14 protein-coding genes are annotated in these 15,416 nt (G+C 40.5%); 9 read left to right on the plus strand and 5 right to left on the minus strand.

Translation table 11 applies throughout. The features are described from left to right. Positions 1 to 142 precede the first annotated feature (142 nt). The 3 genes from CWB85_RS15770 (at position 143) to radD (ending at position 3,279) form a co-directional block, all read left to right on the plus strand. A complete protein-coding gene (locus CWB85_RS15770; RefSeq protein WP_138555405.1) occupies positions 143 to 913 on the plus strand; it encodes a hypothetical protein in 771 nt (256 codons plus the stop codon). A 229-nt stretch (positions 914 to 1,142) separates the two neighbouring features. Continuing rightward, positions 1,143 to 1,445: an H-NS family nucleoid-associated regulatory protein gene (locus CWB85_RS15775; RefSeq protein WP_016707753.1), complete on the plus strand. Its 303-nt coding sequence runs from the start codon at positions 1,143 to 1,145 to the stop codon at positions 1,443 to 1,445. 76 nt (positions 1,446 to 1,521) lie between these two features. Then, positions 1,522 to 3,279: a DNA repair helicase RadD gene (gene radD, locus CWB85_RS15780; protein WP_138555406.1), complete on the plus strand. Its 1,758-nt coding sequence runs from the start codon at positions 1,522 to 1,524 to the stop codon at positions 3,277 to 3,279. A 26-nt stretch (positions 3,280 to 3,305) separates the two neighbouring features. Here radD and CWB85_RS15785 read toward each other — a convergent pair whose 3' ends face one another. Then, positions 3,306 to 3,641, minus strand: a complete 336-nt coding sequence (locus CWB85_RS15785) for a ribonuclease E inhibitor RraB (RefSeq protein WP_016707751.1) — start codon at positions 3,639 to 3,641, stop codon at positions 3,306 to 3,308. Positions 3,642 to 3,803: 162 nt separating this feature from the next. Between CWB85_RS15785 and CWB85_RS15790 the strand changes: the two genes are divergently transcribed. The 4 genes from CWB85_RS15790 (at position 3,804) to CWB85_RS15805 (ending at position 10,948) form a co-directional block, all read left to right on the plus strand. Next, positions 3,804 to 5,531: an autotransporter assembly complex protein TamA gene (locus CWB85_RS15790; protein WP_138555407.1), complete on the plus strand. Its 1,728-nt coding sequence runs from the start codon at positions 3,804 to 3,806 to the stop codon at positions 5,529 to 5,531. Beyond that, positions 5,531 to 9,223: an autotransporter assembly complex protein TamB gene (gene tamB / locus CWB85_RS15795; RefSeq protein WP_138555408.1), complete on the plus strand. Its 3,693-nt coding sequence runs from the start codon at positions 5,531 to 5,533 to the stop codon at positions 9,221 to 9,223. The genes CWB85_RS15790 and tamB overlap by 1 nt, the downstream gene beginning before the upstream one ends. Positions 9,224 to 9,257: 34 nt before the next feature. After that, positions 9,258 to 10,058 carry a transporter substrate-binding domain-containing protein gene (locus CWB85_RS15800; protein WP_138555409.1) on the plus strand — a complete coding sequence of 267 codons (801 nt, stop codon included), beginning with the start codon at positions 9,258 to 9,260 and terminating at the stop codon, positions 10,056 to 10,058. A gap of 80 nt (positions 10,059 to 10,138) precedes the next feature. After that, entirely contained in the window at positions 10,139 to 10,948 is an 810-nt protein-coding gene (locus tag CWB85_RS15805; RefSeq protein WP_249314891.1) for a peptidylprolyl isomerase, read from the plus strand. Between the two features lie 44 nt (positions 10,949 to 10,992). Here CWB85_RS15805 and queF read toward each other — a convergent pair whose 3' ends face one another. After that, complete coding sequence (queF, locus tag CWB85_RS15810) at positions 10,993 to 11,838, minus strand: NADPH-dependent 7-cyano-7-deazaguanine reductase QueF (protein WP_138555411.1); 846 nt, start codon at positions 11,836 to 11,838, stop codon at positions 10,993 to 10,995. A 59-nt stretch (positions 11,839 to 11,897) separates the two neighbouring features. Here queF and syd point away from each other — a divergent pair, with 59 nt between their 5' ends. Beyond that, a complete protein-coding gene (gene syd / locus CWB85_RS15815) occupies positions 11,898 to 12,437 on the plus strand; it encodes a SecY-interacting protein (protein ID WP_138555412.1) in 540 nt (179 codons plus the stop codon). A 54-nt stretch (positions 12,438 to 12,491) separates the two neighbouring features. On the opposite strand, the gene CWB85_RS15820 is transcribed toward syd, so the two are convergent. The 3 genes from CWB85_RS15820 to CWB85_RS15830 form a co-directional block, all read right to left on the minus strand. Further along, complete coding sequence (locus tag CWB85_RS15820) at positions 12,492 to 13,265, minus strand: Zn-ribbon-containing protein (protein WP_016707744.1); 774 nt, start codon at positions 13,263 to 13,265, stop codon at positions 12,492 to 12,494. 9 nt (positions 13,266 to 13,274) lie between these two features. Continuing rightward, positions 13,275 to 13,544: a hypothetical protein gene (locus CWB85_RS15825; RefSeq protein ID WP_016707743.1), complete on the minus strand. Its 270-nt coding sequence runs from the start codon at positions 13,542 to 13,544 to the stop codon at positions 13,275 to 13,277. A gap of 89 nt (positions 13,545 to 13,633) precedes the next feature. Next, on the minus strand, positions 13,634 to 13,867 hold the full coding sequence (locus CWB85_RS15830; protein WP_016707742.1) for a DUF2789 domain-containing protein: 234 nt from the start codon (positions 13,865 to 13,867) through the stop codon (positions 13,634 to 13,636). 154 nt (positions 13,868 to 14,021) lie between these two features. Between CWB85_RS15830 and CWB85_RS15835 the strand changes: the two genes are divergently transcribed. Next, entirely contained in the window at positions 14,022 to 14,663 is a 642-nt protein-coding gene (locus tag CWB85_RS15835) for a GNAT family N-acetyltransferase (protein ID WP_138555413.1), read from the plus strand. The last annotated feature ends 753 nt before the right edge of the window (positions 14,664 to 15,416 follow it).

Below are 15,416 nucleotides of genomic sequence, written 5' to 3' on the forward strand. Positions count from 1 at the left end.
CTTAAGCTGTTTATAACTGCACACCGTGATGTAAATTAAATAATTAATTTATTATATAGGTACAAGTAGTGTATCTAATCAACTATACTGAGTGTTAGTTAATCAACCCCTTATTGTTTTCTTTATGGATAAAGAGGCTATTATGAAAAAATTTATCATTGTATTTAGTGGTGTTATAACAGCGCTATTCTCGATTGTCACGTTAGCGAATGAGCCTGATTTTAATGCAAATCCTTTTCTTGAAGAGCATGCAACGCAACAGCAGGGCGTGCGGCTGTTTTCTTTTACCAAAACACCCATTGCATTGCACGAGAGTGATAAAAGTAATGCAGCTGAAAATACAGACTATTTACGATTTGCTTTAGAGACTAAAGCGAATGGTTATACGTTAGTGGACACATCTCAGATAAAAGATATTGAAAAAGTAATTGCTGAGCACAAATATGGCCATGAACTATTTCTGCGTAATTTAAAACCTGAAATTATGGCTGCACAATCAATTGCGGATCAAACTAACTTGTCGCAGCAATTTTCCGGCGACTCAGTCGGCTTAGAAAGTATTTTGAAACAACACGAATTTACTGTTATCAGTAGCATGGTTGGTGGAAATTTTATTACAGGCAGTGGCTGGGACCAATTAACTCAAATAGTCAAAAGTGATATGTTTGGCACCGTTATTATACAAGTGAGAGACTTCTCTCATAATGGTGGAGTATATATGGATGCAGATGCGGTGAATTATTATGTAAATAGTTACCCAGCCATCCTTTATGTATTAAAAGACGAAGTTGATAACGTGTATACGAGTTTAGGCTGGGCAACTGATGAGCAATCTTATCAGCTCAGTCTTACGAAAAACATCAACGAAGTTAGTTTAGCTAAACAGTTTAAAGCGCTAATAATGGCAATGTAGTAGTAAAAATAATTAATAGCTACATTTTATTACCTAGTTAAATTATTTTATGATTATGAATAAACGCGGTTACTTTAATTAGTAAACAAGTATATTAACATCCCTTAACTTGAAAAGAATAAATTAAACCATTAAATTGATTAATCGACTTGGCCTCTTTTAAAAAATAGGCTTATAATCTAGTAGAATTATATCTAATTTTAACTCTTTACAATTTAGTGAGTAGAAAATGAAAGAAATTAAGGCGTTTATCAAATCAGCGAGTCTTGCTGACTTAGAAAAAGCACAAGCTTTATTAGCGGACGCTATCGCAAAATATACGCAGCAGCAGCAAGCGAAGCAGGAAGTACTGGACCTGTTAAAAGCGAAAGGTTTAACTCTTGAAGATCTTCAAGAGGGTGTAAATGATAAGCGCACAAAAGTAATGCCAAAGTACCGTATTGAATTTGAAGGTGAAACGGTTGAATGGACGGGCCGTGGTAAACGTCCTAAAGCATTCCAAGGTGTTGATTTGACTAAACACCTGGCTTAATCGCTGAGGGGCCGTGAGCGCCCCTTACTTTGGAGAGAGTTACTCTCCATTTCGTTTGCTCCTCTAAGTTGCCATCATGACGTATGTATTACGCCCTTATCAACAAGAAGCGGTTGATCGCACCGTTGCTTATTTTCGAACAACCTCAGAGCCCGCTCTAATAGTATTACCTACCGGTGCAGGTAAGAGTCTAGTTATTGCTGAATTAGCACGTATTGCCAAACAAAAGATTTTAGTTCTTGCGCATGTGAAAGAGCTTGTGGAACAAAATGCTGAGAAATATTGCAGTTTTGGTCTTGAAGCGAGTATTTTTTCGGCAGGTTTAAAACAAAAATCGTTAATGCAGCAGGTAACGTTTGCGAGTATTCAATCTTTGTCGCGCAATATTGAGCAACTAAATGCACACTATTCGTTAGTGATCATTGATGAGTGTCATCGTGTCAGTGGGGACAAAGATAGCCAATATGAGAAAGTGATTTTGGCATTAAAAGCCCATAACCCGCAGTTAAAGATACTGGGTTTAACAGCGACGCCTTATCGAATGGGGATCGGTTGGGTGTACCATCGTCATTATCATGGCTTTGTTCGAGGTGACAAAAGCAGCCCATTTCAAGAGTGCATTTTTGAACTACCTCTGCGTTATATGATTAAACACCACTACCTGACCCCACCGCGGGAAGTGGATGCGGCGATCAGCCACTATGACTTTTCTGCTTTACAAAGTGATTCATTTGGGCGTTACACCGGTGATGACATGAATCAGTTACTAGCAAAAAATAGTCGGGCTACTAAAGCCATTATGCAGCAAGTTATTGAGTACAGTGAGCAACGCCAGGGGATCATGATTTTTGCAGCGACTGTGCTACATGCAAATGAAGTTTATGGATATTTACCCGCTCAACAAGCGGCTTTGATCACCGGTGATACACCAAATGCGGAACGCGATCAGATCATTATGGCGTTCAAACAGCGGAAGCTAAAATACCTTGTTAATGTATCGGTGTTGACAACCGGTTTTGATGCACCTCATGTAGACTTTATCGCTATTTTACGCCCAACGGAGTCAGTGAGCTTATATCAACAAATCGTTGGTCGTGGCTTGCGTTTAAGTGAAGGAAAAACCGATTGCTTAGTCATTGATTATGCGGGAAATGGCTTTGATCTGTTTTATCCAGAGGTAGGGAGTAAAAAGGGTGACAGTGATAACGTACCTGTCCAAGTTCAGTGCCCTGGCTGTGGTTTTGCCAATATTTTCTGGGGAAAAACAGATAGTCAAGGTAAAGTTACTGAACATTTTGGCCGTCGTTGCAAAGGCTTGCTCGAAGATGATGATGGCTTAAAAGAGCAGTGTGATTATCGGTTTCGTTTTAAAGAATGTGAAGCCTGTGGTGCTGAAAATGATATTGCTGCTCGTCAGTGCCAAACCTGTCATGAAGTGATGGCCGATCCCGATGATAAACTGCGCGCTGCGCTTAACTTAAAAGATGCCTTAGTATTGCGTTGTAGTGGTTTAAGTGTGAATAGTCTTGCAAGTAATGAGCAGATAATCAAAATTACGTATTATGACGAAGATGGCGCTAGTTGTGATGAAGTCTATGACTTTGCTAAACCTGCGGCGCGTTATGCGTTTAATAAGCAATTTGCTAAGCGTACAGCCCAAGGGCAAACACCAGTCGAGTATAAATCAGCACAGCAAGTGATTGCAGCGCAATTACACTTGGTCGCACCGGACTTTGTTATTGCTAGAAAGAGTAAAAAATACGGTTGGAAAGTTGCAGATAAATTATTTGATTACCAAGGGAATTTTAGAAAGGCAAATCAGTTAAGTCGTTAAACTTAACTGATTTTAGCTGTTAGCTATTAAGCGTCGTCGCTTTCCATTAATCCCCAGCCATCACCGTAGCCATTATAGCCATTGGCAATGCTCTCTAAATATTGTTCAGTTTGGCCTAGCAGGGTGTGATCGGGCACCATTTGTACCTGAGTAACGACTTCCCAAATACCAGTATCTTTGCATTGTACTAATTCAGTGGTGGGTGCCAGCTCATCTTCTACTATAGCTGCGGAAAATTTTTCGGCATCTACTTTTTGCTCGAACAAAATATAGAAGTCAATAGTGTGCATTTGGGCTAAATTTATACCTGCAGCTGCGATTTCAGCTAAAAGTTGGCCATTGTCATCATCAGGAAAGTGCATTTAAAAACTCAATAAAATCATTTCAAATTAGTAATGGCTATTGTAACCAAAATAAAGCAAATAAGCGTACTAATTTTCACATTTGAGTTACTGCGTGAAGTAGCATCAATATGGTACTATTTCTGTCATTATTGATAAATCGTTTTTAAGTAAGGAAATTACTTGCCTAGCTGGATATTAACGCGCATAACAGTTGGTTTATTTTTATTGTTTTCATTAAATGTATTTGCAGCCGCACACGTTGTAAGTAGCTATGAAATAAATGGCATCAAGGGCGATCTGGAAAAAAATGTTGCGCTGTACTTAAAGCAACTTGAAGGTGAAACAGCTACGAGCACCTTGTTAAGCCATGCAAAGAAGCAAGTTGCCAGCAGTTTAAAAGCACTGGGTTATTATAAGCCTGTTATTAAGCTTAATTATAATAGTGAATCGCAAACATTGATTGCAACCATCGAACGTGGCCCCGTGACGCGTATTGCCGACGTGCGCATAACAGTGCAGGGCGAAGGTGAGGATGATTTATTGCTTAAGCAAACGATAAATAGTATTAAGCTAAAGCAAGGTGATATTTTAAATCACAGTCATTACGATGCTGCACGTAAAAAAATTGAAGGACAACTGCTTGAGCTAGGGTACTTTGATGTGAAATGGCAAACACATCAGCTGGCTATTTCTTTAAAGAATAATAGTGCTGAGGTGATTTTAGCGATAGATACCGGTGTTCGTTATCAATTTGGTGATCTTGTGTTAGGGGAACAAACCCCAGCTGAGAAATACATTCGTTCTTTAGCTAAATTTAAACAAGGCGAAGCTTATAGGGCTACTTTAGTATCAGAGTACAATTTAGCGTTATCTACCACGCCGTATTTTGCCAGTGTACGCGTTTACGCAGATATACCTAATCGTGCTAATAAACAAGTACCAATAAAGGTTGATGTACTGCACAAACCTGCCAATAGTTACGAAGTGGGGGGCGGTTATAGTACTGATCTAGGGCCTAAAGTGCGTTTTAAGTGGACTAAACCGTGGATCACTGAAAATGGTCATTATCTTGAAAGTAATTTAAATGTATCACAGCGACAGCAAGATATTTCACTTGGTTACACGGTACCTGTAGACGACCCTAATGATGACTTATGGCGTTTTTCAGCCGGTTACAAACTCGAAGATGAGTTAACCAACGATGTGTACAGTAAAATTCTGACCGGGCAATTGCAACGACAATGGCTAACAGATGATGATTGGGTTCGTACTGTATTTTTACGCCGTGATAGAGAGACTTATCGCATTGGCGATGAAGAACAAAGTTCTAAAATGTTAATGCCCGGCATCAGCTATGCTAAAAAAGAAACCGAAGGAGGCACAACACCAACATCGGGCTATCAATGGTTATTATCTGCAGAATTTGGTTTAAAAGACATGTTTTCTACGACTAATATTGTCAGAGTACAGCTTCAAAATGCCTGGTTGCAAACTTATCTTGATCGCCATTTATTGTTTTTAAAGGCAAATGTTGGCGCCATGTTAGTAGATGACATTGATAATGTCCCATTTTCATTGCGTTTTTACGCCGGTGGTGACCAAAGTGTACGTGGTTTTGCCTATCAGTCAATTTCTCCAGAGGATGAAAAAGGTCGTCTAATTGGTGGTAAATATTTAATCACTGGTACGGTTGAATATAATTATCAGTTTGCAGAAAGTTGGCGAGCTGCTTTATTTGTTGACAGCGGTACAGCGACCAATGACTTTACCGATCGGGTTGAAGTAGGCGCAGGTTTTGGTATTCGTTATTTAACCCCAGTGGGCCCAGTTCGAATTGATCACGCGTGGGGGCTTACCAAAGAAAGTAAAAGCACGCGACTTAGTATTACTATAGGGCCTGAAATTTAATGTCAAAAATGAAAAAAATTACCACCGCACTGACACTGTTTTTTACTTCGCTACTGGTGCTGGTATTTTGTTTATTATTTACAGCGCCAGGCAATCAATTAATTGCGTACACGGCAACGAAGTTAGTTGATGGCTTACGCATAGACATTAAAAATGGCCGCTTTTTATATAACGACTCATTTGATGTACACTTTCAAAGTGATGGCTTAGATTTTAATGCGAAAAACTTGAAACTCGATCTTTATTGGTGGGGCTGTGAAGGCATATGCATTGAAAATATGAGCGCGCAGGCAATATCGTTGAAGTTACCACAGCCAACTCAAACACAAGCTGAGACTGAAGAAGAGGCAAGGGTAGAAGAACAACCCGCTACGAGTGCGAGCGATGAGATTAGCTTGCCTATTGGCGTTTCAATCAAACGCATTGCAATTGCATCCTTTGAACTTGATCATGCCAGTGCAAATGTATCAGTGAAAAAATTTGTTTTGGCAGCGTTTGCTCAACAGTCGCTCGTTACTTTAAGCTCATTAAAAATTGCACAGGTCGATGTGTTACTTAAAGAAACTCAAGCACCACCTAGTGAGCCATTAACGGCACTTGCGGCTTTGCCCGATATTCATTTTAGTTCGCCACTTGCCGCCAAACTCGAACAACTTTTGATCTCGAAAGTAACGCTGGTACAAGGCGAACAAAGTCACGAAATTAGTGATATTAAAGGCTCTTTTGCGATAAACAAAAGTGAACTGCAGCTACCATCATTCAGTGCAGACTATTTACAATGGCACTTGGCAAGCCAATTAACAGCAAATTTAGCTGATGACACTCCCGTCACAGCAGCACTTACTTTGAATAATCCTGAGCATCAAGTCGCTTTGGCGGTTGCTGGAGATTTACGTGATTTACAACTAGACGTGATCACCGAAGGACAATACCCACTAACTGCAAAAATAAATGCCGATTTAAAAACCACTAATTTTCCTTTTTCAATCAATGCAAATATTGAGCAGTGGCTACTTGAAGTAGAGAGTAATCAATTAAAAATAAATGACGTGCAGTTAACAGGTAAAGGCAATGCCGATGACTATACATTACAGCTGATGGCACAAAGTCAACTTGCAGCATACCCTAAAGTGCGATTGGAAAGTGCGTTAAAAGGCGGCTTAACGCATATCAATGTTGAACAATTGTCGTTAATGGCAAACGAAAGTAAAGCGACGCTAACTGCGTCAGCGAGCTGGGAAAACGGTATCGAGAGTCAATTTTCAGGAAAGCTAGCAAATTTAAAAGCACAGTACTTAACTGATACTGTAAGCAGTGATCTGTCAGGGCAATTTAATGGGGTATTTAATGCGTCACAGCAGCAGTGGCAGTTAAAAATGACAGATACTCAACTTGGCGGTACGGTTGATGATATTCCATTTAGCTTTGTTTCAGATTTTGATTTAAATAACTCATTACATGCCAGTATTGAGAAATTTGAACTTGTCAGTGGGGAAAATAAGCTAGCTTTATCAGGGAATATTGCTGAACAATGGAAAATTAAGGGGTTACTTCACTTAAATAAACCAGAACAAAAGAACTTGCCATTTACTGGTGTGGGTGAAGGAAAGCTTGCAATATCAGGCGCGCGTTTACAACCCATTGTAAACTTAGATGTTGGCTTACGTGATTTAAGTTTTGCTGATATTCAGATTGCAAACTTAGCGTTAAAGACAGACTTTAATTATGCCGCTGATTGGCAAACTAACGTGAGCTTAAAAGTAACAGATGCCAATGTAGCAGGTCAGCAAATTAACAGCTTTACGATTGCAGCGGCTGGAGATAAAGATGATCATCAACTACAGCTTGATTTAAACGCTGTACAGGGTAAAGCTGAACTTGAAGTTGCGGGTAAGTTTGCTAAAAACGTGTGGCAAGGTAGCCTAAGTAATGTGCTGCTAAGCGATAACGTGATTGATTTTACTACGAAGCCTGCGGTTGCGATTAAATTTAACATCGATACGGGTGATTTTTCCGTACAGCAGCATTGTTGGCAAAGTCAAAACAGTAAGCTGTGTATCGACCGGCTTAATCAAACAGCGCAGCTTGGTCAGCTTAATGCCAAGTTAGAGAATTTTGATTTAACTGAAATTAAACATTTATTGCCCGATAACATTATTACCGAAGGTGGATTTGCAGGGCAGGTCAAAGCGAATTGGCAAGCGAGCCAATTACAAAGTTTATCTGCGACAATTAACTCTCATGATTTGGCTGCAATCCTTATTAACGAGGAAAAGCGGTATCGCTTACCAATAGACACATTTACGTTAAATGCAATTGCAGATCCCCGTGATGCTAACTTGCAAGCGCGGTTGAGCTCCACAGTGCTTGGTGATATCAATGCAGATATCGATGCTGAGGACTTAGCCGGGCAACAGTTACTAAGTGGACAGCTGGTGATTGACAAGATTTTATTAACTGACTTGCAACCTTTTATTGGTACGCTTGAGCAATTAAAAGGCAGCATTAGTGGCCAAATAGCCTTAGCAGGTACGTTGAGCGCACCGTTGCTTAATGGTGAGCTGGAAGTTATAGATGTAAATTTACAAGGTGAGCAGCTGCCAGTTGCGATTGTAGATTCAAATATCAGCATTACTTTTGACAAAACTAAAGCCACCCTTGATGGCAAATTAAACGATGCACAAGGCGGTAAGTTAGCCTTGGAGGGGGATATTGATTGGCAAGGCGTACAACCTGCGGTGAATTTAGCCGTAGTTGGTGAGCAGTTTTATGTCCGAGCTCAGCAAGGTGTAACATTTAAAGTATCACCGGATTTAAAAATTGGTTTGGCTGATAATGCTTTTAAGTTAGCGGGGCAAGTGGTTGTGCCTTATGGTCGGATAGAGATTGAAGAGCTTCCAGAAGGGGCTGTGCAAGTGAGCGATGATGAAATTATTATCGACAAACAAGCAGAGCAAACTCAAGCCGTACCGTTTGATTACGACATAAGTCTTAAGTTGATTGTTGAAAATGATGTGCGCATTGACTCATTTGGGTTGGAGTCTAAAATTGAAGGTGACTTGTCGATTAAGATGGATCAGCAAACGCCAATGATTGCCACCGGCGAGTTGAACTTACGTGAAGGTACTTACCGCTCTTTTGGACAAGACCTGATCATCCGTACTGGTCAAATTGGTTTTAGTGGTCCGATAGATAAACCGTATTTAAATATTAAAGCGATCCGAAACCCAGATAATACCGCCAATGATGTCATTGCTGGCATTACCTTAACGGGTAATATCGAGCAACCTGCATTAAAGGTGTTCTCTGAGCCGGCAATGGATCAAGCCGAGTCTCTAGCTTATTTATTAAATGGTCAACCATTAGACGAAGGTGACAGTTCAACTGATGCAATGCTAACTCAATTATTATTAGCACAAGGGGTGAGTCGCAGTGAAGGGGTGGTATCTAAAGTGGGTGAAACGTTCGGCTTGTCGGATGTTAGCTTGAGCTCTAAAGGCAGTGGTGACGAAACCAAAGTAGAAATTTCTGGTTATGTGGCACCGGGTATTCAAGTTAAATACAGTGTGGGTATTTTTGACTCCTTAAGTGAAGTTGCGGTACGTTATCAATTACTGTCACAACTTTATATTGAAATTACCAGTGGTTTGTATCAGAACGTGGATATTCTCTATAAATTCGATCTGGATTAAGGATAACATTACGTTGATCAAATGGATTTGCTTTTTGACTTCTTTTACTTGTTTGGCAAACACTGAGCTTAGTGTGCGCTACTCTGCTGACGGGCACCCATATCCACGTGCATTGCTGGCATTGGCATTGAGTAAGTCAGCAGTGACTCTGGTGCCAACAGAAGTGCAAAATATTCCTTCGCAAAGCAGAGCTATTAGGCTTTTAGGAGATAAAAATGGTATTGATGTCTTTTGGGGAGTAACGAGCCCTGATTGGGAAAAGCAAGCCAAGGCCGTTTTGATCCCAATTGATAAAGGCTTATTGGGTTATCGTATCCCTTTAGTACATGTTAGCCATAAAGATATGTTTGCACAGGTAAACCACTCTAGACAATTACGCTCATTTGTATTCGGTTTACGGGAAGATTGGCCAGATACTGCCATTTTTAAACGTAATGAGTTGCCTACATTAATATATGGTATGGGGGCAGGGCCTATCGAAATGCTCCGAACAGGGCGCATTGATGCGTTGCCGTACGATATCTTTGATTTACCCAAAAATCATGGTGACGATATTATTCACGAGCCGCATATTGCTATTCGTTATCCATCTGCAGTTTATTTTTTTGTAGCCAATGATAATCAAACGCTGCATAAATTATTGCAAGAAGGTCTACTAGCGGCAATTGCTGATGGTTCTTTTGACGCGCTATTTTATGAATATTTTGCCGCTACGATTGCACAAGCTGACTTAAAAAACCGCCGTATTATTGAACTTACAAACCCTTTACTGCCGCGCAGTGCGCCAATTCATCAAGCTCAGTTTTGGCTTGATAAAAACAGCTTAACTAAATAACCTCGCACTATAACAATACAAATAGGTGTGCCATGTTTAAAAAATTATATTTCATTGGCGGTGTTCTACTCTCTAGCCAAATGAGTATGGCACAAGCTGATAATCAGCTCACAGCTGCACAAATTGTTAATCAAGCAACTGCTGAGCAATGGCGGTTAGTGGAGGCTGATAATATTATCAAAATAGCCCTGCCAACCGGCGCTGCTTATATCGAGCTTAACCCGCAACTGGCACCAAAACACACGCAGAATATCAAACAACTAGCCCGCGAAGGCTTTTACAAAGGTTTAAATGTTTATCGCGTTGTGGAAGGCTTTGTAGCGCAAGGAGGTGATGAAAGCGGTAAAAAACCAGTCAAAGATGCCGCTAAAGCCATAGCTGCTGAATTTTATTTAACGACTTCAAGCCTTTTGGAGATCACCGAGCTTGATCACCATGATGGCTATGCCCCAATTACTGGATTTTTAAATGGCTTTGCGGTGGCGCAAAATGAGATGCAAACGCAAACCTGGCAAGTGCATTGTAATGGGGTATTTGCAATGGCGCGAGATAACGACATTAACAGTGGTGGTACTGAATTTTATGTCACTATAGGACAAGGCCCGCGTTATTTAGATAGAAATATTACTGTATTTGGCCGCGTGCTGGAGGGGATGGAGCATTTTACTCGTCTATCTCGCACGACTAGTAACCCTATTACCGATATACACGTGTTAGCTGATATCAGTAAACAAGATAATAGCCAGTTTAAGGTGATGCGCACTGACTCGACTGCATTTTTAGCCTTGATCAAAGCACGACAAAACCGCTCAGAAACATGGTTTGTTGAAACGCCTAATTATGTTGATGTGTGCGGTATGCCTATACCGACTAAAAGAGTTGAAAGTTAGCCAGTGTAGATAACCCCGAATGACTCGGGGTTTGACTAGATAGATCATTGGCGGTTTATTTTCACCGCAAATGGCACACTATCGTGAGAAGTTGAACGGTACGGGTTGATGTCTAGTCCACCACGGCGGGTGTAACGTGCGTACACTTCAAGTTCACTGATGTTCAATTGCGCCATTAAATCACAATAAATACGCTCTACGCATTGCTCATGAAATTCGTTATGAGTACGAAATGAGATCAAATAGCGTAATAGCGATTCCTTACATAGTTGCTCACCCGTATAGCGAATAATGATACTAGCCCAGTCCGGCTGTGAGGTGATCAAGCAGTTCGATTTTAATAAATGACTGTGCAGTGTTTCAGTGACAGTATTGCTGCTCGCCGTTGTTAAACTGTGTGCGCCAAGCTGATAGTCGGTTACTTCAATGTCTAACTCATCGATACACTCACCCGGCAAGGGTGTGCAAGGTAAACAGTTATAATCTGCTGGGCTATATAAATTGACGGTGATAGGCATTGCCACTGCGGCTGATAAATCGGCGGTCAAAATAGCGGCTACATCATCAACTGAATCAAAACGCGTTTGGTTAAAGCTGTTTAAGTACAGTTTGAAAGATTTAGACTCAATAATATGGCTGCTCTGACATGGAAACACAAAGCTTGCTACAGCAACGACAGGTTTTCCTTTTGCGTTTAACCACGACAACTCATAGCCGGTCCAAATATCTTGGCCTTTAAAAGGGAGGGCGCGTTCATCAATGTTTAAATCGTCGCGATTAAGTTTTCGTGCGATCGGAAAAAGTAAGCTTGGTGTATACGTATCAACATACTCAGTTGATTGACCAAGCACACTGCCTTTTAATTCTGGTGCGTTGCTGTAATCTGTCATGTTAAGTCTTTTGTAGTTACAATAGCGCTATTATACCTAAAGCTTATGAGTTTCACAGCATGTCTATTGTTACCCAGTTACAACAACTTCACCAACGCTTTGCCAGCAAGCAGCAAGATCAAACAGGCAAATTGCCACAGATTGAACACGACAGCGATTGGCCAAGTCCGTGCGAAGTAGGCAACCCAGATGAACAAGGGTTGATCCAATGGCAAGCGGTCGCTCGCACACCAAATGGCACTTTAACTGATCTAGCTAATGCCCTAGAGGTTGAATTTCCACAAGCGCTGCAACAATATTATGGTGCGTTTTTTGGCGGGTGTATAACAGCCAGTATAGATGGTCATGATGTTGAGCTACTGCAAGCGTGGAGCGATGAGGATTTTGATTTACTGCAACAAAATATAACCGGTCATGTGTTGATGAAGCGCAAATTAAAACAGCCGCCCACAGTATTTATTGGCTTGACCGATCAAGAAGATTTATTGGTGTCGGTGTTGTTAGACACAGGTGAGGTGTGTTTAGAGTATGTGGGTAAAAAGCCTCATCATGTGCTTAGCACGGATCTAGGCTCTTTTATATCAGCACTTACTGTTTAAGCGTTTATGCTGCGCTGAAATTGCTCCCGCGCAGCATTTAATTAGAGCGATTTGTTATTGAAAATCCCATGATACATTCGACACTAAGCCACATGGTTCACAGCGAAAATCAAATAGGCCAAACCATGATTCAGCTAATTTCCAGTCGCCATTGCAGCTTGGACATTTACGTTCAAGCTCTGAGGCTTTATCTTTGCCGCCCACTCGGTATAAATAATAATACACCGGTTTCTTAGTTAAAAAGCTCACTCGTTTGGCAATGTCTTTACCGCGGCGGGAAAGATCGCTATCAAGCTTTGATATTTCCTCTAAAGCAGGAAATTCACAACGTGTGGCCCCATTGATTTGAATTTGATCACATGCCTGCCAATCTTCTTGCCACTTAATTAAGGTTTTATAGTCACCATTCGCTATTGCAGGAATACGAAATAATGGCACCGGTAAAAAGTCATCACCACAGTACAATGGACTGCATGTATGGACATAAGTGGTGTATAAAATATAACTCGAAGGTTCATGACACTGATCAGCGCCATTAGAGTGAATATCTTGACCAATTACTTTGACTTTCGGAGCCAGTAATCCGGCATCGTGAAGTTTATCAATACTGTGTTTAACAAACGGGCTGTTGTTAAGAGGGTGCATTGCATCATCAGTCGGACACATAACACGGGTTACGAAGTAGCCATCTTTTAATACAGTTGGAAACTCTTCACCCATTATTTGGCCGTTAAAGCGCAATGCATTCACTAAGCGGTTTATTGCTTGCTCGGCATTTTCAAGGGTCGTGTCTTGGTAACAATCAAACGTTAAATCAACAACAAACATGTAAGTTCTCTAGTTTTTATTTTCGAGTAAAGCGAGTAAGTGATCAAGTTTTTGTTCAATACGATCAAGCTGACTTATATCACTGCCAGCCTCAACCGTAACCGAGGCTGATTTGGCCAAATTATGAATTGAATCTGGATTATTTTTATATTGGCTAACCGCAGCAATAATAACAGGTAATGGGATCGGTTGGGTTAGTTTACTTTTAGTTAAAGCGACAGTAGGGGTTTTGCCTTCGTCAAGAAGGGCTTTGATAGCATCAAAAACAACGGCATTCATTCTATTTTTAAACTCTTTTAAATAAGGCACAGCACTGACATGTGCTGCGCTGGGTATAATAACAGGTGACAGGCTACAGCCAAGTACTTTTACTGTTGGCGTAATCGCACGTCTAGTTCATCAATCACTTCACTCCAATCACCATCCTCTGCTAATGATTCTGCAATAAAATGGCGTTGTGCTTGATCCCAAAATGGAGCGTCTTGCAATAACGTGGTATCAGGTAAGGTATGAGCAGCAATAAAACTATCAATTTCTTTTTCTGAACTTGCCAAGCCCAGTTGTTTGAAAAGTGTATTGATATCGTGTTTAGTGGTATCCATGTCATGCTCCTTGGTGATAACTGTGAAACAGTAATAGAACTTTATGATGGGTCGTTTGAGTTTAACACCCGCTGAATTTGCCTTTTAACCCAGATAGGAATATACCTATAGCTGTAGCGACAGAAAAAATCAAAATAAAAAGTAAGGACGAGCCATGACCGTAGAGACTGAAAGTGAAGCATTGCGTGTGCAGTATATTGCTGCAGAAGACATCAGTATCGCAGCGAGTTTAATTTACCAAGCCTATCACGATGATCCGCTCTTACAGCCCTTACTTAATTACAGTGAATCGAATATAGCCGCGTACGAAAAGAAATTACGTGCGTTGATCCGTGAAGAGCTCAATACATTCTGGCAGGAGAAACAGCCATTAATTGGTTTGTATAAACAAGATAGATTAAAAGCAGTCGCGTGCGTGTTTGAGTCAGATAGTCAATTACAAGCCCAGCGTTATTGGCATTGGCGCCTAAAATTAATGCTCAGTGCAGGTTACTTACAAACTAATCAATTGATTGAAAAAGAACAAACAATCCGTAATGCGCTCAGCGGTCAAGGCAATTATTACTTTTTAGCATTTATCGCTGTTGATCCACATTTTCAGGGAGAAGGTATAGGCCGCTATTTATTACGCGGCTTAAATGATTTAGTGCAAAGTAATGAGAGAGCTTCAGGAATCGCGGTTTTTGTTACCCAAAATAAGCATACTGCATTTTTTGCCAGCGAGGGATTTAGCTCTTTACAACGTCTTACGTTTAATAATGTACAAGGTGAACTGCTGTTTAAATCAGCTGAGTGACATTGATTCTGTCTAAGCGCCGTTTTGGAAATATCACTGTGAGAGATATCTTACATTGTCGTGCGCTTTAGCCGTTTATTCTTTCATTAATCGTGTTCCTAAATGTTTAACTCATTGTTTTTTATCGGGTATGTTATTTTTGCAAAATTATTACATGAAAATTATTGTTATTTACAACTACCGCTATGGCTACTTTGCTTTAAACTTTACTTTGTCAAGACGACACAGACTCAATGAATGAGCTGCTGCCAAGGAAATGGATTATGGCAATTAAGCATGAAGCTTAGCAGGAAGCCAATGGACAATTTACATGGACGCAAGGACGAACAAGGACACCGCCAGGATGCGGCACATTAGCGGAGCTAATGATAAGGATAACCTAAAGGATTATATTACAGGAAGTAATAGGAGCGGTTGGAACCGTAGGACGGCCAAGCTGGCAAGAGGATAACACTAGGACGTGTAGGATATTGCATAGATGCAATGTGAGGGTGTATTTGGATATATACCCGTTCAGGGGAAAGATAAAAATGGGTGCTTCGGCATAGGTATGGATGCCTTATTATGGATGAAGTCAGATTGGGGCGTAACTATATGTTACGCCTTAGTTTTTTAAGTTGACATATAATACCAATCGACTTAAATATTTAACCATTCTAGCGAGCTAAATAAAGCGCTAACTGCGTTATAAATTTTTCATGTAGAACAACTACATGTCAAAATTTATGCCTTGTTATCACGTCATTTATCTGT

The sequence above is a fragment of the Pseudoalteromonas sp. S1727 genome (assembly GCF_005886375.1).
Lineage (GTDB): Bacteria > Pseudomonadota > Gammaproteobacteria > Enterobacterales > Alteromonadaceae > Pseudoalteromonas > Pseudoalteromonas haloplanktis.

Excerpts from the sequence above, each read along its gene's own strand:
- CWB85_RS15785 (WP_016707751.1), bottom strand. The coding sequence starts at position 3,641 with ATGCACTTTCCTGATGATGACAATGGCCAACTTTTAGCTGAAATCGCA.
- syd (WP_138555412.1), top strand. The coding sequence starts at position 11,898 with ATGTCTATTGTTACCCAGTTACAACAACTTCACCAACGCTTTGCCAGC.
- CWB85_RS15770 (WP_138555405.1), top strand. The coding sequence starts at position 143 with ATGAAAAAATTTATCATTGTATTTAGTGGTGTTATAACAGCGCTATTC.
- CWB85_RS15830 (WP_016707742.1), bottom strand. The coding sequence starts at position 13,867 with ATGGATACCACTAAACACGATATCAATACACTTTTCAAACAACTGGGC.
- radD (WP_138555406.1), top strand. The coding sequence starts at position 1,522 with ATGACGTATGTATTACGCCCTTATCAACAAGAAGCGGTTGATCGCACC.
- CWB85_RS15835 (WP_138555413.1), top strand. The coding sequence starts at position 14,022 with ATGACCGTAGAGACTGAAAGTGAAGCATTGCGTGTGCAGTATATTGCT.
- queF (WP_138555411.1), bottom strand. The coding sequence starts at position 11,838 with ATGACAGATTACAGCAACGCACCAGAATTAAAAGGCAGTGTGCTTGGT.
- CWB85_RS15820 (WP_016707744.1), bottom strand. The coding sequence starts at position 13,265 with ATGTTTGTTGTTGATTTAACGTTTGATTGTTACCAAGACACGACCCTT.
- CWB85_RS15775 (WP_016707753.1), top strand. The coding sequence starts at position 1,143 with ATGAAAGAAATTAAGGCGTTTATCAAATCAGCGAGTCTTGCTGACTTA.
- tamB (WP_138555408.1), top strand. The coding sequence starts at position 5,531 with ATGTCAAAAATGAAAAAAATTACCACCGCACTGACACTGTTTTTTACT.
- CWB85_RS15825 (WP_016707743.1), bottom strand. The coding sequence starts at position 13,544 with ATGAATGCCGTTGTTTTTGATGCTATCAAAGCCCTTCTTGACGAAGGC.
- CWB85_RS15805 (WP_249314891.1), top strand. The coding sequence starts at position 10,139 with ATGAGTATGGCACAAGCTGATAATCAGCTCACAGCTGCACAAATTGTT.